Genomic DNA, 20,514 nt, shown 5'->3' with positions numbered 1-20,514 from the left:
AGCAGAGATGTTAATTAAAGAGATTAAAGAACTTAGAAGTACAATCAAGTCTTGGAAAAGGGAAGGACTTTCTGTTGGGTTTGTGCCAACCATGGGAGCTTTACACGAAGGACATCAAAGCTTAATCAAAAGAGCAGTCGAAGAAAATGACAAAGTTGTAGTAAGTGTATTCGTTAATCCAACTCAATTTGGACCAAATGAAGATTTTGACAGCTATCCAAGAGATATAAATAAGGATTTAGAAATTTGTTTAAGTGCAGGCGCAAATGTAGTGTTTAATCCAGAACCTAGTGAAATGTATTATGGTGATAAATCAACTAGTGTTAGTGTATCAAAGCTTACAGATGTACTTTGCGGTGCTAAGAGACCTGGACATTTCGATGGAGTATGTTTGGTTGTTTCAAAACTTTTAAATATAGTTACTCCAGATAAAGCTTATTTTGGAGAAAAAGATGCTCAACAAGTAGCCGTTATAAAAAGGATGGTTAGAGATTTAAATATTGATGTTGAAATAGTAGCTTGCCCGATAATTCGTGAAGAAGATGGATTGGCCAAGAGTTCAAGAAATACCTATCTTTCCGCAGAAGAAAGAAAAGCAGCATTAGTATTAAGTAGAAGTTTAGAAATAGCTAAGGATACATTAAAAAACGGTGAAAGAGATGCTAGAAAAATAAAAGAGTTTATATTAAATGAACTTAATAAAGAACCTTTAGCTAAAATAGATTATGTAGAAATTATTGATAGTGACTCTTTAGAGAGTGTAGATATTATTGAAAGAAATATCTTAATTCCAATTGCCGTTTTTATAGGCAAAACAAGATTAATAGATAATTTTACATTTGAAATATAGATAAACAACATACTTATGTAAGTAATATACAACCGAAAGAGAGGGTACTCTGTTGTTTCGGTCGCTAGAGAATATCACTGTGAATTTCTAACAGCAGAAGTTGTACCCAATTCTGCATGATCCCAAGACAAGCTTGTTACAAGCAAAATTGGAACAACTTCTACTGAAGAAATATCTACAGTGATGTTCTCGATGCAACACTGCACAAAAGAGTACCCTCTCTTTCTTGTATGATGTGAACTTTAGAATATAAATATAATTAGTTTATCATGAGTAGAGGAAGCGAAATATATCAACTTTATTATTATATATACTTAAATTAGGAGGAATTTTTAATGATACTTACAATGTTAAAAGGAAAGATACATAGAGCTACGGTGACACAGGCTGAATTAAATTATGTAGGAAGCATTACTATAGATAAGACATTAATGGAGGCTTCAAATATATTAGAAAACGAAAAAGTTCAAATTGTTGATGTAAATAATGGTGAAAGATTTGAAACATATGTAATTCCAGGTAAAAGAGATTCAGGAGTTATTTGCGTAAATGGAGCAGCAGCAAGATTAGTACAAACTGGAGATAAAGTTATAATAATTGCTTATGCTCAAATGGAAGAAGCAGAAGCTAAAAAGTTCAAACCAGCAGTAGTATTTATGAATGACGATAATACAATAAAAGAAATAACTAATTATGAATCAAATGAATAAAATTTTATTTATATCTTTGTAGTTAAAGAGTGAGATTAATTTAAAATCTCACTCTTTAACTTATTACACGAATTATGATATTTTCTATATGTCTTCCATCAAACTCATCTTCAATCAGTACTTGAATTAAATCATAACCACAAAATCCATTTGTTGGCTTATATACAAGAATAGAGGGTTCAACATAATATAGCTTGCCATTATGAGGACATGATTTTATCCTTAAACGACTTTTAGCACTACAACAATCTAATACTTGTAGGTCTAAAAAAATATAATTTCGTGAATATACATAATAAGGCTTTATTTCTTTAATATGAACTTTGAAGTTACAAGGATGTACAGTAAATTCATAATTTTCTTTGTTAGTTTCTTTATTCTTCAAAATTACACTTCCTTTCACTAAAGAAAATAAATTGATACTAAATATTAATTCTATAAATTTAAAATTAATTTAGTTTACAGTATAATAAAAAATTTTATTTTAATACATATTATGCTTTTATATTACCTTTTGTACCATTTTTAATAATAATTAATACATTATTATATAAGAGAATATAAACCAAATCATTAATATGATTAATTGGAGGAAGTAGTATGGATAATGAAAAAGAGAAATATAATAAAAATGAATCTAAAAAAATATGTAATGAACAGAATTTTGTAACTGATGATTTTTGTAATATAGAATGTGACTATTTTTTGAATGAAGAAGAAACTGTAGAACATTGGGATGAAGAGGAAAATAAAAAAAACGACAATTGCAGCCAAGAAAACGAACCTAAAATTTACGCTAGTTGCAATCTAAAAGTAGATTTCGATACAAAAAATAAGATGCTTTATTTAATTCCAGGTAAATCTCAATTTTTTACAGTTGATGTATCAAAATGTTGTGGAGATGTAACTATCAGATATAATGGATGCTCTTCAAATAATGGAATTCGTGGAAATCTTGCTGTATATAAAATAGTGCAAGCTGGGATTATAACTGAAACCTATTCCAAATTAGATCCCAAGAAAAAAGATATCTTACATTTCACAGCCACAGATGAATGTAGTCACGAGACTTATGATTTTGTTGCAATATTCTCTTGTAATTTATGCAGATGTTATTGTTAAAAAGATTTAATATTAAATGAAGTTATTAAAATCTAATAAGTAGTTTATAACAAAGTGGATTGATTAAGTGTAACAATATAAAAAATTGTTTATATAATAAAATATAACAGTTATAAATAAAGTGATAAAATTAGGAAAAACAATTTATATAAATAAACAGGTGTACTCTGAATTCTAGGAGGAAAATTATGGGTATTGAAGAAAAAGAGATTATTGAGGAAAAAGAAACTGATAACTCATGTGATATTAAGTGTGAAACTCCAGTAATGATAATAAATTGTAATCTAGAAGCTAGCATTGGAAATGAAAATAAAATAATTTATGTTTATCCAAATAAATTACAATATTTCACAGCTAGTGCCATATGTTCGTCAAACTGTGATACACTTGAAATAATATATACTGGCTGTAATAAAAAATGTATATGTGATGAAGTTTTTATTTGTGGACGTCTAGGGTATTATAAAGTAGTTAGTTCAGGTATAATATTCATGCCAAAGCACAATTTAAAAAAATTGCTTAATTGTGGTTATCCATCTGATATCTTACATTTTAAAGCTATAAATAAATGTGGAGATAAAATTGAATTTGTTGTAGTGTTTACACTAGGATCAATCTGCTACAAATAGTAAATGTACAAATACAATTAAGTATATATAGATATCCAATTCAAGAGTTTGACATATACATTATAAGAAACCTTATGAACTCGGAAAATTATTAAATGTATAAGTCTAGTTTTTAATTTGGAAATCTATATAGACAACACAACTATAACTTAGACTTATCCATATAACTCATCGAAATGAATAATATACTTTTGTTCCAGTTTCCAATATATTACTCATTTCTAGTTGTAATATATTTAAATGGCTAAGTAAAGTTTATAATTTGTTTATCTGTAAGCTTTAGAAATATCTAATATAATTATATTACTTTTTTTATATTAAGAATATTATATGATTATTACTATGATAACGCCATTGAATAGTCTGTGTACTTTATGAAAGATAATTATAAAAAATTATCCTAATAAACTATACATGGACTATTTTTGTGATCAATATCAATATGAAGTACAACGATGCTGTAACTTATTTATAAAAAAATAATGTTATATAATTAATTGAATTCTGAAGAAAAATAATATAACAGAGTCCTTTTAATTGATAAAAACAAGTGGTAATTTTATAGCATCTGAAAACAAATCATTTATAAATAGATGTCTTAATAAATACAAGGAGGATAAAAATGCACTTAAATGATGTTCCATTATTAACAGTCCATATGTTTGTTAATAGAAAAATTTCATTAGATGAACTTGAAAAGGTGTTGAAAGAAATTATTGAAAGTGGAATTAAAGTGGAATTATACAAGATAGAAAATACGCCTTTAAAAATAAACCCTAAAAATCCACGTGTATATGTTTCAATAGGAGGCGGTGCAGAACAGTTTACAACACTGTATTCATTACCATATCATGAAAGAAAACGCTGGCTGCATTATGATTCAATAAAGGATATTCAACCATCTTATTTGTTCTATTGCTGGCTACAATGTACAGATATCCTTCCAGAAAATAAAAAAATACCAATTACTAAGTTTTATTCTGACGTTCCATTAGTGTCAATTTTTACAGCCGCATATAAATCTAAGGATAAGATTAAGCGTGTATATAACTCACTCCTGAATCAAACCTATTCAAATTGGGAATGGGTAATTGTAGACGATTCTGGTGATAATGATACCACTTACAATCAGGACTTACTAATTCTGGACGATCCTCGTGTAAGAAGATATAGGCAAGATCACCGCAATGGCTATATCGGTGCTACAAAACGCTATGCTGCTGGTATATGCACTGGTGAAATTTTGTTAGAAGTAGATCATGACGATGAATTAACACATGATTGCGTAGAAAAAATTGTAACTGCATTTAAACGTCATCCTGATTGTGGGTTTGTATATGGAGACTGCACAGAACCATATGTCGGAAGCAATAATTCCAATTGGTATGGATGGGATTGTGGATATGGATATGGTGTATATTATCGAGTCTGGGTTCATGAAATGCACAGATGGCAAAATGTATTAAGAAATACAGTAATAAATGGAACAACTATACTTCATTTAGCTGGATTGCCAAATCATCCTCGGGCATGGACGAAAGAGTGCTACCATATGCTTGGAGGCCATAGAGAAGAACTATTAGTTGCTGATGACTACGATATACTAGTCCGAACATTTCTTTGCACAAAGTATATATGTATTCCTGATTTGCTATATATACAATATAGAAATGAACATGGAGATAATTCAACTTTTACTAGAAACAAACAGATTCAAATTTTAATAGGAGAATTGTATAAATATTATAGTAAAAGAATTCACGAAAGAGTTGAAGAGCTTGGATTACAGGAGTTTATATCATATAATCGTGTATGGGAGAGGGAAGAAGGAGATTTAGCTTTAAAATCAGCGAATATAATTGATGAAGATTCTGATAAACTTTCAATAATCTTTCCAATTCCATACTCATCGCCTGTAAATGCAAATATAAAATTGATAGATACACTAAAAAAAGGATTGGAAACTAACTTTAAAGATATTGAGGTATTGGTTGTCGGGCGTATTCCCGATGAAATTGAGATTTTTGCGTCTAAGGCACCTAGGGGAGCAATTCGCTGGTGGCCTATGGATCAAAAGGATTCTCTGGAAACATGTATTAAGTACGCAAAATTTTGCTCTTCGTGTAAGAAGAAATTAGTTGTAATGCCAGAATGATTAAATTATCTTCAACATCTTATTTTTACTCTATTTAAATATAAGACTGTAAAAAAATAATGGACCAAATATACTCTAAGTATTTCGCACAAAACAAAGAAATAAATTCAGCTTATGGTAAGTAAGCCTATTACTTATTATCTGAATTTACTTAATCAGTTTGATGCAAAGTTAGTAGAGCTACTTGGTACATTGTTTTTCTTGTTCCTAAATTAGCTAATTAAGAATAGAGTGTCGATTTTATCAACACTCTATTTTTAATTAATTAGGACCTTGATATTTAGGGTAAAGTTAATATAATAATAGCTGTAACTCCGTTAGTTAAAGCAGCATTGTTACAAACTCTAGAAATTCTAACACTTAATAAATCACATTGATTTACAGACAAACTCGCAGGTGCAGATGCACAACAATTTGTAGGATTTGGACCTGTTACTGTTGCTACGATTCCTGTAGCTGTGGAATTGACACCACAATTTGTGCTTCTATATATCTCTGCACTTATAGCCTGAGTTGAATCCAAAGGCTCATCTCTAATACTAAAAATTAGTCCTGTAATGGTAGCGTTTTGAGGTACAATTACAGTACTGGTTTGGAAATCAATCGAGTTTATACCTATTCCAAAGAAATAATTGTTAGGAATTGCTTCTTGTGAACTAAGATAAATGTTAACTATGCTCGATCCTTGAGCACCTTGAGGCCCTTGAGGTCCTTGAGCACCCTGAGCGCCTTGAGCTCCTTGAGCGCCTTGAGCTCCTTGTGCACCTTGAGCTCCTTGTGCACCCTGAGCGCCTTGAGCACCTTGTGCTCCTTGAGCTCCTTGAGGTCCTTGAACTCCTTGAGGTCCTTGAGCACCTTGTGTACCTTGAACACCTTGTGGTCCTTGAACACCTTGAGGTCCTTGAGGTCCTTGAACACCTTGAGGCCCTTGAGGTCCTTGAGCACCCTGAGCACCTTGAGCACCCTGAGCTCCTTGTGCGCCTTGAGCACCTTGAGCGCCTTGAGGTCCTTGAGCACCTTGAGCACCCTGAGCACCTTGAGGTCCTTGAGCTCCTTGAGGTCCTTGAACACCTTGAGGTCCTTGAGGCCCTTGAACTCCTTGTGGCCCTTGAACACCTTGAGGCCCTTGAGGTCCTTGAGCACCCTGAGCTCCTTGTGCGCCTTGAGCACCTTGAGCGCCTTGAGGTCCTTGAGCACCCTGAGCGCCTTGAGCACCCTGAGCTCCTTGTGTACCTTGAGCACCTTGAGCGCCTTGAGGTCCTTGAACACCTTGTGGCCCTTGAGCGCCTTGAGCACCTTGTGCACCCTGAGCACCTTGTGCTCCTTGAGCACCTTGTGCGCCTTGAGGTCCTTGAGCACCTTGTGCACCTTGAGGTCCTTGAACTCCTTGTGGCCCTTGAGCACCTTGAGCGCCTTGAGCACCTTGAGCGCCTTGTGCACCTTGAGGTCCTTGAACTCCTTGTGGCCCTTGAGCACCTTGAGCGCCTTGAGCACCTTGAGCGCCCTGAGCGCCTTGAGCTCCTTGAGGCCCTTGAGCACCTTGAGCACCCTGAGCTCCTTGTGCACCTTGTGGTCCTTGAGGCCCTTGAGGTCCTCTCTTACAGTTATCAAAATCTAGTAATCCCATTAAGCATTCTAAGTCATATCTATCTTCATTTTTTTTATCAGTAGAAGAATATTTTCTTTTGCTATCTATAGTCTCATCAAAAAAATCATCGTATCCCACAATTTTTTTAACCCCCTTTATAAACAAACATAGCATTGTATGCCATGCTATTACATAGTATGATTCATATTATATTTTGTTACCAATAGGGATACTGCAGAAGATTGCATATTATAGTTACAACTATTTTTATTTCATGCCAAACTTTATTTTGTGACTTAAAAAAACTTTAATGATATTAATGTTTACAGTAGCATAAATTTTATACTTCTAAAAAGTAACTATATTCCATACTTCCTCATAACATAATTAATAAACGAATTTATTCTTAGGTTAGAAGATTAACTAGAATATTGTGGGGGATTAAAATGAGAGGAATTATTCTAGCAGGTGGTTCTGGAACTCGCCTCTATCCAGTAACAAAAGCAATATCTAAACAAATGGTTCCAGTATATGATAAACCAATGATTTATTATCCAATGTCAGTATTAATGCTTTCTGGAATTAAAGATATATTAATTATATCAACCCCAAGAGATATAATTAATTTTAAAGAATTATTTAATGATGGAAAACAACTTGGATTAAATATTAATTATGCCATTCAAGAAGCTCCTAATGGACTTGCAGAAGCATTTATTATTGGAGAAAAATTTATTGGTAATGATAATGTAGCAATGATACTTGGAGATAATATTTTCTATGGACAAAGCTTTTCAGAACATTTAATGAAAGCGGCTAATTTAGAGTGTGGAGCATGTATATTTGGTTATTATGTTAAAAATCCAAAAGCCTTTGGAGTAGTTGAATTCGATAATAATGGTAATGTTATTTCATTAGAAGAAAAACCAGAAAATCCAAAATCTAAATATGCTGTACCAGGACTCTATTTTTATGATAATACTGTAGTTAAAAAGGCTAAAGAGCTAAAACCTTCAGCAAGAGGAGAGCTAGAGATAACAGATTTAAATAAAGTATATATGAATGAAGGAACATTAAAGGTTGATGTACTAGGTAGAGGAATGGCTTGGTTGGATACAGGAACACACTCATCAATGCTTCAAGCATCTAATTTTGTTGATGCAATTCAGAATACCCAAGGAATATATATAGCATGTCTTGAAGAAATTGCTTATAGAAAAGGGTGGATAACATCAGAAAAAGTTATAGAACTTGCTGAATCATTAATGAAGACTGGATATGGAAAATATTTGATGGATATAGTAGAGGAAAGCGAAGTTCATGAATATAATAAGAGTATAGAGAAATTAAAGGTATAAATATGGGAAACTTCGGCTTCAAAAAGATCATAATCAAGGGAAGCTTATAAGAGTAACAAAAGGTGAAGTTTTTAACGTGGCTGTTGATTTAAGAAATGGCCCCAAAACTTATATTAAGTGGGAAGGAATTATTTTAATTAAAGAAAACAAAAAACAGTTCTAAGTTCCAGAAGGTTTTACCCATGGTTTTTTAGTAATATCTAATGAAGCCATATTAAACAATTATTTTCATATCATTAATGTTACTAACTAAATGAAAAATTTTTTTTTAAATGTCACCACTTTTATGTTCACACATATGATGTACTATAAATACTAAATAAATTTACATTTATCATAATCTTTCAAGAGGAGGAAAATTTATGTCCATTAACTTCAAAAAATTCTCACCACGTCCTGGTATCGTAAATAAACAAGGACGTTTACCAGACCCTTCTGAGTTAGTTTGCGTTGAAATACCTAAAATCTTTGATCAATGCTTAATAAAAAGATGTCTTGTATACTGTGAAGGTCCTGATACAAATACTACGGATTGCGAATTAAGAAGCGATCCACTAATAGATCCAAAGAGATATATTGGAAGTAGAGACTTCAATGTAAAATTAATCTCAGTAGATAAGATTCCACTTAAAGGAAAACCTGGTTTTAAGAAAATAGTTATATCTTACATTATTTCTTTTTATGCGGATTATATTGACTGTAATGGTGTAAACAAAAGTGAATTCTATGAAATTAATAGAACGGATGTAATTGGTAAGTTCTATTGTCCTGATTCACTAGCACAAATTTCTGCAAGTTATGTACCAGTTAAAGATGCACAAGATTTAGATTCTAATATTATAAAACTCGAAATGGTTGCGCAAGCTTTAAATGGTGAAATAGTTGAAGATGAAGATTGTAACAGTGTCTTAGATATAACTTTAGGTTACTACATTGTTGTAAAATGTGAACTTATTGTACAACTTCTTATTCCTGCTTATGATTATTGTCCAGTACCAAAAGAACCATGTAAAGAAGAACCAGAGGAAGACCCATGTGAAAAATTTGTACGAGCTCCAATTCCTAAGTTTTATCCTGATCAAAACTTAGAACCATTGTTCCCAGATTGTGATGATAATGCTGAATATGAAAATTAGCAAATATTTCTCTTAATTGATGATCTTCTAAAAGTTTCTTTTAGCTCTATTAAACCTTGTTCTATAACAAATATTAGAAAATAGACCTTTTAAGTTCTTTTAAAGAAAATTAAACTGTGATTCTTCAGAATCATTTGTAAGAGCTTTGTCTACAAGGATGATTGTTATTATTTCGAGATTAGAAATTTTACTTTTAGATGTTTCTTCTATTTTGTATAGAACTATGCATTATTACATTATACAAATGATTACTTAATATAAAGTAAACTCTAAAATTTCAATCATCCTTTTTACTATTGAGTTTAATTTCATTACAATTTATTGTATTAAATCTTATTAGAGCTTATTAGAACAATTAAACTGGTATAACACTTATATTTAATAAGGAGCTTTATATGATTTATTTAGATAATGCGGCTACGTCCTTTCCAAAACCATCAGAAGTATATAATGAAGTACTACAATGTATGAAAAGCTATGCTGCAAATCCTGGAAGAAGTTCATATGACATGGCTATAAAAGCGGCTTCAAAAATTATGGAAACAAGAGAAGAAATATGTAAGTTATTTAATATTCCTAGTCCATTTAATTTGATTTTCACCAGCAATGCAACAGAAGCTTTAAATATAGGAATTAAAGGAGTTTTAAAAGAAGGAGATCATGTCATAAGTACAGTGATCGAACATAATTCTGTATTAAGGCCATTACACTCTCTAAGTAAAAATGGGGTTGAAGTAACATTAGTAAGTGCTGATAAAGCGGGTTATGTTAATATTAGAGATATTAAAGAGGTGATAAATAAAAATACAAAAATGGTCATTATTAATCATGTATCCAATGTACTTGGGAGTATTCAAGATATCAAAAACATAGGAAACCTTTTAAAGTCAAAAGGAATTATATTTATGTTGGATGCATCTCAAAGCGTTGGAGCCATTCCAATTGATGTTGAGGAAAATAATATTGATTTATTGGCGTTTTCAGGACATAAGGGATTGTTTGGACCTCAGGGAACAGGCGGCCTATTTATAAGAGAAGGCATTAAATTAAAAAATTTTAAAGAAGGTGGAACCGGAAGCAATTCTCATTTCATGATTCAACCAGATTTCATGCCGGATCAGTTTGAAAGTGGAACGTTAAATACACCTGGTATTGCTGGTCTTGGAGAAGGTATTAAATTCATTAATAGAATTGGAATAGATAACATACAAAAATGTGAAAAGGAATTAATATCATACTTATTGGAAGAACTGAAAAAACTTTCTTATATAAAGATCTATGGAAGTGACTCTGAAAAGAGAAAAGGATCAGTAATTTCATTCAATATAGACGGATTTGATGCTTCTATTGTTGGTGAACAATTGAATGAAGAGGAGATTGCTGTAAGAACAGGTTACCATTGCGCACCATTAATACATGAACTTATTGGTACAGAATATGCCGGCACAGTAAGAGTCAGTCCTGGATATTTTAATACATTTGATGATATAGAAAAACTATTAGTGGCAATAATGAGAATTTATAAATCAGGATAGCCTCAGACTAAAGAAGCGTACATATATAATTATATATGTGATAAAGATATTAGGATGTGAAAGTTATGAATTCTTATAATAATTCAAACTCTCCTTATCAAATAGATAATCCTGGTGAGTGTGAAAGACATACCATGCTTGAATATATACTCAAGTTACAAGATAGATTAGATGATCTAGAGAATATAATTGATTTAATGAGCCCTCCAGAAGAGATAACAAATATTTGCCCAATGGGAATAGCTAAAGACATAAAGGTAGCAGTAATTGGTGCTGGAGAAGCTGGTTTAGCTGCTGCCTTTGAACTTAGAAAGACAGGATGTAATATTACTTTATTTGAAGCTAGCCAGAGGATAGGAGGAAGAGTATACACCCATTATTTTGATAGAAATAAAAAGTATTATGGTGAACTAGGGCCAATGAGTATACCAGTATCTCATGAAACTACTTGGCACTATATAAATCTCTTTAAACTTCATACAAGTCCTTTTGTAAATAATAACGATAATGCTTTGTTATATGTTAGAAATGAACGAGCAGTGAATGATATTAAAGGGAAAAGTGTAGAAAATAATATATATTCTAAATTTAATCTAAGCGAAACAGATAAAGAAAAAAAATGGTTTGAATTTTATGAAAAGATATATGAAAAATATTTAAAATCGCTCCCTATAGAAGTAAGAAGGGAATTAATTCAAGTTAAAGCAGAATACTCAGATAGTATAATAGACATAGATAAATTAAGTTATAGAAATGCGTGTAAGAATATGGATGTCAGTCAAGATTTTATAGCAATGCTTGGCTACTTGGGAGGTAAAGAACAATTTTTAAATTTAAGTCTTACTGAAATGCTTCAGCAATATTATACAGCAGATTTTGAATATAATTATCGTATTACTGAAGGAATGATAAACTTACCTCATTCTTTATATGAAGCACTTTGTGATAGGAATGAAGAAGCTTATAATGGCATTAGTAAAGAACAATTAGGGAAAATTGAAATAAAAATGGGCTTCCCTATTTGTGGAATATATAATGATTCTACAAAAGATAAAATTATACTTAAATATACAGATTATGGAGATAATAAGAAAACATCCGAAGAATTTGATTATGTGATATGTGCAATACCATTTTCGAGCTTAAGGAGAATTGAAATAGAGCCTCTTTTTACAACAAAAAAAATACAAGCTATAAATGAAATGAACAATGAAATATCACATAAGATATATCTATTTCTTAAAGAAAGATTTTGGGAAATGGGAAATGCATCAAAAAAGATAGTAGGAGGATGTTCGTTTACTGATCTTCCATTAACTTCAATTTACTATCCATCGGATCACTCTAAAGCTGTAGTTAATAAATATGGTAAATGGGTATTAAAAACAGGAGTAAACCCAGATGAAGCAGGAGTATTATTAGCTAGTTATACTTGGTGTCAGGAAGCAATGAGACTTGGAAATGAAAGTCCAGAACTATTAATTGATGATGTAATTAGGTATATAGAAAAAGTTCATGGTCTTACTCCTCATTATCTTGATGATAAAGTAATTGATTACAAATCATTGATTTGGTCAGATGTACAGTATATATGGACAGCAGGAGCATTATCAAAGCCTGAAGACAAAATACTTTTTTCTTATGATGTAACGGTTCCTGAAATGGAAAATCGAGTATTTTTTGCAGGTGAGCATATTTCACAAAAGCATGCAAGTCAACAAGGAGCCCTTCAAACTGGGATGATTGCTGCAAATGAAATCGCAAAACAAATAAAAGGCAAATTAAGTCAAGAAAATAATTAAAAATTTATATAAATAGGACCTATGATTAGGTCCTTGTTTAATGTTATTTATCGAAATAATCTTATTGAAAACATAATTAAAATCTGTTCCTACAGCAAATGAGATTAAAGATCAGCTCAGATTTTAATAAACTTAAGGATTAACTTCAGTTCACAATATTGACAGAGGCCCCTTATAGGAACCATATAAGTTAACATTTCCTGTGTCACCAGGTTGAACGCTAGGAATCACAGCAATATCGTAAGTTTTATCTATATAAATGGAATTATTATTTAAGGAATTATCGTATTCATCAGTTACATAATAGCTATCTTCGTGTCCACTACCTACTCTAGTTATTACAAGTTCTACAATTATATAATATATGGATAGTGGTGCTACAGTTCCCGTAACTCTTACCTGCTCAAAAGTAGGAATAGGTTGTGGGTTACAATTGTTTTTACAAATTTCTTTGCAAATTTTAATTATGATTGCTTCAAACTCTTCTTTACATTTCCGACTGCATTTTTTATTACAATCTTCTTTAGGACATTTATCATAAAGATGATATTCGCATTTAGAAGGTTTATTTGGGTGAGAATGTTCATAATTTGCTATTATAAATGGTATAAGATAATTATCATCACTTTTAGCAGAACCAAAGCTTATAATTACATCTCTATTTTTCCCGTATAACATTATACCTTTATTTTTGCTATTTGGCTTGTTCTTTACCCATGACGAAATAATGGTAGTAATATTTATTGTTACTGATATTTTGGATGTTAGTGGATAAAAATTTATTACAGTATAGTGGTCATAATCAGGCGAATTGTTATAAGTTGTATAACTACTAAAATAGTCACGTAAAGGACTTATAGAAATTTTTTTGCTATTATCATTATAAAATTTATCAGCCTTAAAAAGTACAAGCTCCGCATTAGATATTATAGCATTACATGGTATTGATGAAATATCAAAAAATAAATAACTATAATATTTATTTTTACCATCATAACCTACAGTTATTACATTTTCATTTAAACTCTTATCAGGATATTTATTCGTAACCGTAAGACTCTTAATAGCTGGAATTATAATACTTCTCATTATAGTATCTCCTAGTGTTATATTAATATAATTACTCAACGCTTTACTTAATGTATCAGAAATAAATTCCAATGAAGTTTCTAATATAAATATTTCATTGGAATTTATTTTTTGTTTTAATCTTTAGTTGTCTTTAAATAATATTGTTAAAAAGTCTGTTTTATTTTATTATGATAAATCTACTTGACCTACAAGAGCTCCAAAGGAAGTGAAAGTAGCTGCATCGCTGCTAGAAATCATTGGTACAACAGCTATAATTAAGCTTTGACTAATTGAGCTTGGTGAAGCAGTTGAATTAATATACTCTTTAGTTAAATAAAAATAGTCTGTATTTGAATTATATCTACAAACTGATATTTGCATAACCTCTACAAAAGCTGTATTAGCAGGTACAGTTCCAATTACGTTAATATATCGTCCTGAAGCTGATTGTGGAGTATCGAAATCACTAGTAAAAGCCATTGTTTATCATCTCCATATATTTTTTTAAGAGTTAACATAACTCTAGTATAATATAATATATGATAGTTATAAAAAATAGTGAATAAAATGATTTTAATTAATTTTCGATTCGTTTTGAGATAATAAGATTGTTTGCATCATACGTAGGGCATCAGCATCTATTATCTCATGTAGATTTATGGATCTTATAAACTCTTTATAAGCAAAACTAAAATATCCATATTTATAATAGAGCTTACCTAAAAGCATAAATATACTATCATCATCAATAAGATTTAAAAGTTTTACAGCCTTTTTGAATCCCTGGAAACAATTTGCTCTTAATAATACTTCTAGTAGATTAAATATTGGTTTTATAAATTTCTTAGAGTTTTCTTTGTCATCTGCTAGTTGGATATATTTATCTTCTTTGATTATAGAGATAAATGTTTCATAAACCATAGTTTCTTCAGGTTCGTTAAATTTTCTGGAGATGTTTATTAAATTATCTGCTTGTTCATAGTTTTTTATAAACAGTTCACATAATATACTACAATAAATGGCATTATTATGATTTTCCCCATCATTAATCTTATATAAATTTTCTAAAGCTTCTTTGTAATCTCCTAGATAAAATGAATATAAACCTTTATAAAAATTAACCTCAAGTAAATCTTTATTTAAACTTTCTGCTTTTTTAGCGTAATTATAAGCAATATCAAACTTATTTTGAATATAGAAAATCTTTGATAATAAAAGGTTTGTTTCTTGATTAAGATTATCAAAATAACTTTCAAGCTTTTTCTGCATTTCATCTAAGCACATATTCTTAATAGTCATAATCTCAGAGATTCTATAAATAGCATCAGAGAATTTAGGATTTGTCTTTAGAACTTCATCATAACATTTGTATGATTCATCATAATCATCAATAGTAGAATAAATAATTCCTAAAAGATAGTAAGGTCTATAGGTCGCTACTCCTGATACTTCTCTTAAAAGAATTGGTGGTTCACCCATAGATATACATTTTTTTGCTGATTCAATTGCAGAGTAATATTTCTTTTTTATATAAAAAATATTTGCTCTATAGAATTCAAAATCAGTACAACTAGGGTAATATTTTAATCCTTCTTCAATTAATGTTAAACACTCATCAAATTGTTGTAGCACATTATTGCAAGAAATCATTTTTAATAATAGTTTAGCTCCAAATCCAAGTGAAGGATTAAAGTTTCTATACGCTTTTTTTAGATATTTTAAAGCTTCAGCATAGTCTCCTTTAGCTGAATATTCAACTCCCATATTATAAAGCATAAAGGTATCGTCGGGATTTTCCTTTAGTATTTTTTCAATAATGTCCATATTTCTCTTTCTTTTATTTTTTTCATTAACAGTTTTATTTAAATAACCATAATGATAAAATTTGATATCTGCAATTCCTAAAAAAGCCTGCTTTTTTGCATCTTCAGTGCCAGGTATAATTTGTTCATGAATGGCTCCTGAAAATTTATATCCCTTACCATTTTTAATAAATCGTATATTTAAATTTGAGTATATATTATAATCAGAAGAATCTCCTGAGTAACTTAAAGTTTCACCAAAGTATGCATTTAATTTATTATCATCATTAATTAATTTTATTACTTTATCTTTATCTTCACTTCTTAGCTCATCATCCGCATCCATAATTAGAATCCAATCTTTTGAAGCCTTACTTAATGAATAATTTCTGGCATTGGCAAAACTGTTATCCCATTCGTAATGAAAAATTTTAGCGCCATATCTTTCTGCTATTTTTATAGTATCATCTGTAGAACCTGTATCTATTATTATCATTTCATCTACAATATTTTTAACACTTTCAAGGCATCGCCCTAGTGTACTTTCTTCATTTTTAACAATCATACATAAACTTAATGACATATTATTTTTCTCCTTGTAAATGATTGTGTTAATTTTTTATGTCTTCATAGTTACTATATGATTATATTTTTATACTGTGATTATTAATTGTAACGAAATTAAGCATTTAGAATATTATAACTATTGATGTAAATTAGAATTAATAATAAAAAATGAGAAATTAGATTTCATAATAATAACAAAGATGTAACTGAATCAATGTATAAAATATTACAGAATATAGCAGCATAAGTTGCTAATTGAAATTGAGTAGCTAGAGCATTTACAGCTATATATTTAAGCTCATAATAAATGATTATTTTAAATATTAAGTTATAATTTAGGTCATTCAAGAATATATTTAATATAGCAAAATATTGGAAGATAATATACGGCAAAACTAAGAAGCTATTCAGTACTTATAATATATTAAGGTTGAGAGGAGCTATAATCAAATGAAGTCCCTAGATATTGAAAATGAAGACTACGATAAAGCTCTTAAAAATACAATGAAAGGTCTTGTAGATAATATTTTTAATGGCGATTTATATTTTAATATGGGTAAAGCATATGAAAAGAATAAAGATTATAACAGGGCATATTTATGCTATGAACAAGCTATTTCTTATATAAATGATATAAACCATATAAACGATATAATAAAAGAGATGAAAAATTTAAAAGAAAAATTTGAAGTTACCGTTAATAATTATTCGATAATAATTTTAACATATAATAATCTTGATTATACAAAAAAGTGTATTGAGAGTATTAAAAAATTTAACAAGATCAATAATTATGAAATTGTGATAGTTGATAATAATTCTACAGATGGAACAACTGAATGGTTAAAACAACAAAAAGATATAAAATATATATTGAATACTGAAAATAAAGGTTTTCCGACCGGTTGTAATCAGGGTATTGAAATTACTGAAACGAAAAATGATATATTTCTTTTAAATAATGATACAGTAATAATGCCAAATTCAATTTTTAATTTAAGAATGGGCTTGTATTCAAATGAAAAAATAGGAGCAACAGGGGCTGTAAGTAATCATGTATCATATTACCAACAAATAGGACAAACATATGACACATTTGAAGAGTATATGGAGTTTGCAAAACAAAACAATATAACTAACGAGAATTCATATGAAAGTAGGCTTAAGTTAGTTGGATTTGCTATGCTTATAAAAAGAAATGTTTTAGATAAAGTTGGGAAATTGGATGAATTATTTACTCCGGGAAACTTCGAAGATGATGATTTATGTTTTAGAATCATACTTGAAGGATATAAATTACTGCTTTGCAAGGATAGTTTTATATATCATGCAGGGAGTGTTAGTTTTGGGAAAGATCCCATTCAATTCAGAAATACTTTGGAAATGAATACTAAAAAATTTGAAGAGAAGTGGGGATTTAATAGCAGTTATTCAACATTTATAAGACAAGAAATTATAGATTTAATTGATAATAATGATAAAAATATAAATGTTTTAGAAGTAGGATGTGCATGTGGAGCAACCTTATTATCTATAAAGAATAAATATCCTAATAGTAATATTTATGGGATCGAATTAAATGAAAGTGCTGCTAAAATAGCAGGAACTTTTGCAGATGTACGTGCAGAGAATATTGAAAATATTAATTTGAGTTACGATGAAGGATATTTTGATTATATAATTTTTGCAGATGTTTTAGAGCATCTATACAATCCAGAAAAAGTATTAGCGAATATGAAGAAATACCTTAAAGATGATGGTTTCATATTGGCAAGTATACCTAATGTAATGCACTATTCTGTAATTAAAGGATTGATAAATGGAAATTGGACTTATGAGGATGCGGGAATATTAGATAAAACGCATATAAGATTTTTTACTTTAAATGAAATAGGAAAGATGTTTAATAAATTAAATTTCAAGGAGATTTCAGTAAGTGCAACAAGTACAAATATATCACAAGAAGACGAAAAGTTTATTGATAATATTAGTAAATTATCATTAATTGATGTAAAACAGCAATTTAAATTATATCAATATATAATTAAAGCAAGAAATAATACTATAATAAAAGAAAAAATAAAAGATAAATTGAAATTTATAATGATAAGACTGGACTTTAAGGTTGACGTTGAAGAATCCCTAAAAGAATTACTAAAAAATATACAAGATAATGAGTATGATGAAAAAGAAATAATTGAAATAATAGATAAAAATACAATCAATAAAGTTGAGATATTAAATTTAATAGCTACAAATTGTTATGAAAATAAGATATTTGAAATAGTAATCCCAATTTTAAATGAAGCATATAAAATAGAACCGATAAATTTACAAACTAATTATAACCTTGCATATATTTTAAATGCTTTTGGAGAGAGTAAAACAGCTATGGATTATCTAAATAGATTACAGATAACAGATGAAAAGATAGATAGGTTAAGGATAATCATAGGGGGGAAAACTAGTGGAAAATAATAGTATAGCATTTATTACATGTGTTAATGATGAGAAGATGTATGGAGAATGTTGTAGATATATTGATAATTTGAATGTTCCAAATGGATATAAAATAGAAAAAATACCAGTAAGAAATTCTAGAAGTATAACATCAGGATATAACGAAGCAATTGAAAGAAGTAAATCAAGATATAAAGTATATATACATCAAGATGTATTTATAATAAATAAAAATTTTATTGAAGATACCTTAAATATATTCCTAAAAGACAGAAGTATTGGATTATTAGGTGTAATTGGTGCAGAAGTTCTGTCAACGAATGCAATATGGTGGGAATCTAAACATCTAATTGGCAAGACTTATGAAATTAGGTCAGAAGGTATAAATTTACTACATTTTAATAACGCAAAAGATGAAGAAAGTTATTATGAGGTTCAATGTGTTGATGGTTTAATTATGATGACACAATTTGATGTAAAGTGGAGAGATGATATATTTAATGGATGGCATTTTTATGATATATCACAATGTATTGAATTTAAAAAAGCTGGGTATAAAGTAGCTATTCCAAATCAAGAAAATCCTTGGTGTATTCATGATGTTGGAGTAGTCAATGTAGAAGAATATGAAGAATATAGACAAGTGTTCATAGAGACTTATTCAAAAGATATCTTCCCATTAGTGAGTATCTTAATACCCACTCATAACAGACCTGAATACTTTAAAATTGCATTAGAGAGTGCAGTTAATCAGACATATAAAAACATTGAAATTATTGTTGGAGATAATGGTGATGATGATAAAACAGAAAAAATTGTGATGGATTATATTGCAAGATATGATTTTATAAAATATATAGATAACAAAACAGAAGAAAACAAGTCACAATTTAACAATTGGGGCGCCCCATTTAGGGAGTCTAAAGGAGAATATATAAGTTATCTTTTGGATGATGATGTTTTTCATGTGAATAAATTGGAAAAAATGATTAATTATTTCATTCAATATGAGAATGTTACTTTAGTAACGTCATACAGGCAATTAATAGACGAAACAGGTAAATTTCTATATGATATTCAAGCAACTAAACCAATTGTTAATGATACTAGTATAATAAAAGGAGAAAACATTGGGTTAGCTATGTTGACAAGTTGTACAAATTTCATAGGTGAGCCAAGTACTGCAATAGTAAGAAGAAATTGTATTAATGAAGTTTTTGGAACATATATTGACAAATGGTATGAGGATTATGACATTGCACAATGGTTAGAATGTTGTAGGAAAGGTGATGTAGTATATATAGTTGAAACATTAAATTATTTTAGACTTCATGGAGGGAATGATCAATTTAATGTAAATACACAGGTTTATGGATGTAGTTTACTATATAGCATTATAAGTGCTTCATATGCTAATAAACAATTTATTGTTAAGGAAGATGATTTAAAAGTAGCATTAGCAAGATGGCTGTCAATCACTGAACCAGTTATAAACAATAATAAGGCAGAAACTAATCAGAATTATTTAGAACTGAAAAGAAATATGATAAAGGTTAAAGATATATTACAATCCTGATTTCACTTTAGGCATATTCCACAAAAGATAGTACGTTTAAATTAGAATTTTTACCTCCACTACTAGTAGTATATTTACTGCACCAATTCAAACTTGTATATGCTTGTTCTTTTTAATTCTTTACTATATCCACGAGTAATTGATACCTTTCCT

General features: G+C 29.6%; 17 protein-coding genes and 1 pseudogene. 12 read left to right on the top strand and 6 right to left on the bottom strand.

The window, feature by feature from the left end; genetic code table 11:
- The first annotated feature begins 7 nt into the window (after window positions 1–7).
- Window positions 8–850 carry a pantoate--beta-alanine ligase gene (gene panC / locus D2A34_RS12280; protein WP_119366805.1) on the top strand — a complete coding sequence of 281 codons (843 nt, stop codon included), beginning with the start codon at window positions 8–10 and terminating at the stop codon, window positions 848–850.
- A gap of 74 nt (window positions 851–924) precedes the next feature.
- Here panC and D2A34_RS27425 read toward each other — a convergent pair whose 3' ends face one another.
- Entirely contained in the window at window positions 925–1,056 is a 132-nt protein-coding gene (locus D2A34_RS27425) for a hypothetical protein (RefSeq protein WP_278045993.1), read from the bottom strand.
- Between the two features lie 129 nt (window positions 1,057–1,185).
- Here D2A34_RS27425 and panD point away from each other — a divergent pair, with 129 nt between their 5' ends.
- Window positions 1,186–1,560, top strand: a complete 375-nt coding sequence (panD, locus tag D2A34_RS12275; RefSeq protein WP_119366804.1) for an aspartate 1-decarboxylase — start codon at window positions 1,186–1,188, stop codon at window positions 1,558–1,560.
- A 55-nt stretch (window positions 1,561–1,615) separates the two neighbouring features.
- On the opposite strand, the gene D2A34_RS12270 is transcribed toward panD, so the two are convergent.
- Window positions 1,616–1,945, bottom strand: coding sequence for a hypothetical protein (locus D2A34_RS12270; protein WP_119366803.1), 330 nt, complete (start codon window positions 1,943–1,945; stop codon window positions 1,616–1,618).
- Window positions 1,946–2,160: 215 nt separating this feature from the next.
- Here D2A34_RS12270 and D2A34_RS12265 point away from each other — a divergent pair, with 215 nt between their 5' ends.
- The 3 genes from D2A34_RS12265 (at window position 2,161) to D2A34_RS12255 (ending at window position 5,466) form a co-directional block, all read left to right on the top strand.
- Window positions 2,161–2,682, top strand: coding sequence for a hypothetical protein (locus D2A34_RS12265; RefSeq protein WP_119366802.1), 522 nt, complete (start codon window positions 2,161–2,163; stop codon window positions 2,680–2,682).
- A gap of 188 nt (window positions 2,683–2,870) precedes the next feature.
- Complete coding sequence (locus D2A34_RS12260; RefSeq protein WP_119366801.1) at window positions 2,871–3,311, top strand: hypothetical protein; 441 nt, start codon at window positions 2,871–2,873, stop codon at window positions 3,309–3,311.
- Between the two features lie 622 nt (window positions 3,312–3,933).
- Window positions 3,934–5,466, top strand: a complete 1,533-nt coding sequence (locus D2A34_RS12255) for a glycosyltransferase (RefSeq protein ID WP_119366800.1) — start codon at window positions 3,934–3,936, stop codon at window positions 5,464–5,466.
- Window positions 5,467–5,746: 280 nt separating this feature from the next.
- On the opposite strand, the gene D2A34_RS12250 is transcribed toward D2A34_RS12255, so the two are convergent.
- Window positions 5,747–7,192 carry a collagen-like protein gene (locus D2A34_RS12250; RefSeq protein WP_243128329.1) on the bottom strand — a complete coding sequence of 482 codons (1,446 nt, stop codon included), beginning with the start codon at window positions 7,190–7,192 and terminating at the stop codon, window positions 5,747–5,749.
- A gap of 308 nt (window positions 7,193–7,500) precedes the next feature.
- On the opposite strand from D2A34_RS12250, the gene rfbA reads away from it, so the two are divergent.
- The 5 genes and pseudogenes from rfbA to D2A34_RS12225 all read left to right on the top strand — a co-directional run bounded on the left by rfbA (window position 7,501) and on the right by D2A34_RS12225 (window position 12,885).
- Entirely contained in the window at window positions 7,501–8,412 is a 912-nt protein-coding gene (gene rfbA / locus D2A34_RS12245) for a glucose-1-phosphate thymidylyltransferase RfbA (protein WP_119366798.1), read from the top strand.
- 19 nt (window positions 8,413–8,431) lie between these two features.
- A pseudogene (locus D2A34_RS12240) lies at window positions 8,432–8,572 on the top strand (dTDP-4-dehydrorhamnose 3,5-epimerase family protein); the annotation flags it as partial.
- Between the two features lie 202 nt (window positions 8,573–8,774).
- Complete coding sequence (locus D2A34_RS12235; protein WP_079442033.1) at window positions 8,775–9,548, top strand: hypothetical protein; 774 nt, start codon at window positions 8,775–8,777, stop codon at window positions 9,546–9,548.
- A 395-nt stretch (window positions 9,549–9,943) separates the two neighbouring features.
- Complete coding sequence (locus D2A34_RS12230) at window positions 9,944–11,083, top strand: aminotransferase class V-fold PLP-dependent enzyme (protein WP_119366796.1); 1,140 nt, start codon at window positions 9,944–9,946, stop codon at window positions 11,081–11,083.
- Between the two features lie 65 nt (window positions 11,084–11,148).
- Complete coding sequence (locus D2A34_RS12225; RefSeq protein WP_119366795.1) at window positions 11,149–12,885, top strand: flavin monoamine oxidase family protein; 1,737 nt, start codon at window positions 11,149–11,151, stop codon at window positions 12,883–12,885.
- Between the two features lie 150 nt (window positions 12,886–13,035).
- Here the strand turns inward: D2A34_RS12225 and D2A34_RS12220 are convergent, their stop codons facing one another.
- From D2A34_RS12220 to D2A34_RS12210, 3 genes are all read right to left on the bottom strand, one after another.
- Complete coding sequence (locus D2A34_RS12220; protein ID WP_119366794.1) at window positions 13,036–13,974, bottom strand: DNRLRE domain-containing protein; 939 nt, start codon at window positions 13,972–13,974, stop codon at window positions 13,036–13,038.
- A 168-nt stretch (window positions 13,975–14,142) separates the two neighbouring features.
- The gene (locus tag D2A34_RS12215; RefSeq protein WP_119366793.1) at window positions 14,143–14,436 is read right to left on the bottom strand and encodes a hypothetical protein; all 294 of its coding nucleotides are present in this window, start codon (window positions 14,434–14,436) and stop codon (window positions 14,143–14,145) included.
- 93 nt (window positions 14,437–14,529) lie between these two features.
- A complete protein-coding gene (locus tag D2A34_RS12210) occupies window positions 14,530–16,341 on the bottom strand; it encodes a tetratricopeptide repeat-containing glycosyltransferase family 2 protein (RefSeq protein ID WP_119366792.1) in 1,812 nt (603 codons plus the stop codon).
- 434 nt (window positions 16,342–16,775) lie between these two features.
- Here D2A34_RS12210 and D2A34_RS12205 point away from each other — a divergent pair, with 434 nt between their 5' ends.
- Window positions 16,776–18,803 (top strand): methyltransferase domain-containing protein, encoded by a 2,028-nt coding sequence (locus D2A34_RS12205; protein ID WP_243128328.1) that lies wholly within the window; start codon window positions 16,776–16,778, stop codon window positions 18,801–18,803.
- The gene (locus tag D2A34_RS12200; protein ID WP_119366791.1) at window positions 18,793–20,361 is read left to right on the top strand and encodes a glycosyltransferase; all 1,569 of its coding nucleotides are present in this window, start codon (window positions 18,793–18,795) and stop codon (window positions 20,359–20,361) included. The genes D2A34_RS12205 and D2A34_RS12200 overlap by 11 nt, the downstream gene beginning before the upstream one ends.
- The last annotated feature ends 153 nt before the right edge of the window (window positions 20,362–20,514 follow it).

It is taken from the genome of Clostridium chromiireducens (assembly GCF_003575225.1).
In the GTDB taxonomy this organism is placed as follows: Bacteria; Bacillota; Clostridia; order Clostridiales; family Clostridiaceae; genus Clostridium; species Clostridium chromiireducens.
Note: the sequence above shows the minus strand (reverse complement) of the source record. Positions and strands in the feature narration are given on the sequence as shown.

Bases quoted from the DNA above. Each gene is read 5' to 3' on its own strand.
- panC (WP_119366805.1), top strand. From the start codon at position 8: ATGTTAATTAAAGAGATTAAAGAACTTAGAAGTACAATCAAGTCTTGG.
- panD (WP_119366804.1), top strand. From the start codon at position 1,186: ATGATACTTACAATGTTAAAAGGAAAGATACATAGAGCTACGGTGACA.
- D2A34_RS12265 (WP_119366802.1), top strand. From the start codon at position 2,161: ATGGATAATGAAAAAGAGAAATATAATAAAAATGAATCTAAAAAAATA.
- D2A34_RS12260 (WP_119366801.1), top strand. From the start codon at position 2,871: ATGGGTATTGAAGAAAAAGAGATTATTGAGGAAAAAGAAACTGATAAC.
- D2A34_RS12255 (WP_119366800.1), top strand. From the start codon at position 3,934: ATGCACTTAAATGATGTTCCATTATTAACAGTCCATATGTTTGTTAAT.
- rfbA (WP_119366798.1), top strand. From the start codon at position 7,501: ATGAGAGGAATTATTCTAGCAGGTGGTTCTGGAACTCGCCTCTATCCA.
- D2A34_RS12235 (WP_079442033.1), top strand. From the start codon at position 8,775: ATGTCCATTAACTTCAAAAAATTCTCACCACGTCCTGGTATCGTAAAT.
- D2A34_RS12230 (WP_119366796.1), top strand. From the start codon at position 9,944: ATGATTTATTTAGATAATGCGGCTACGTCCTTTCCAAAACCATCAGAA.
- D2A34_RS12225 (WP_119366795.1), top strand. From the start codon at position 11,149: ATGAATTCTTATAATAATTCAAACTCTCCTTATCAAATAGATAATCCT.
- D2A34_RS12220 (WP_119366794.1), bottom strand. From the start codon at position 13,974: ATGAGAAGTATTATAATTCCAGCTATTAAGAGTCTTACGGTTACGAAT.
- D2A34_RS12215 (WP_119366793.1), bottom strand. From the start codon at position 14,436: ATGGCTTTTACTAGTGATTTCGATACTCCACAATCAGCTTCAGGACGA.
- D2A34_RS12210 (WP_119366792.1), bottom strand. From the start codon at position 16,341: ATGTCATTAAGTTTATGTATGATTGTTAAAAATGAAGAAAGTACACTA.
- D2A34_RS12205 (WP_243128328.1), top strand. From the start codon at position 16,776: ATGAAGTCCCTAGATATTGAAAATGAAGACTACGATAAAGCTCTTAAA.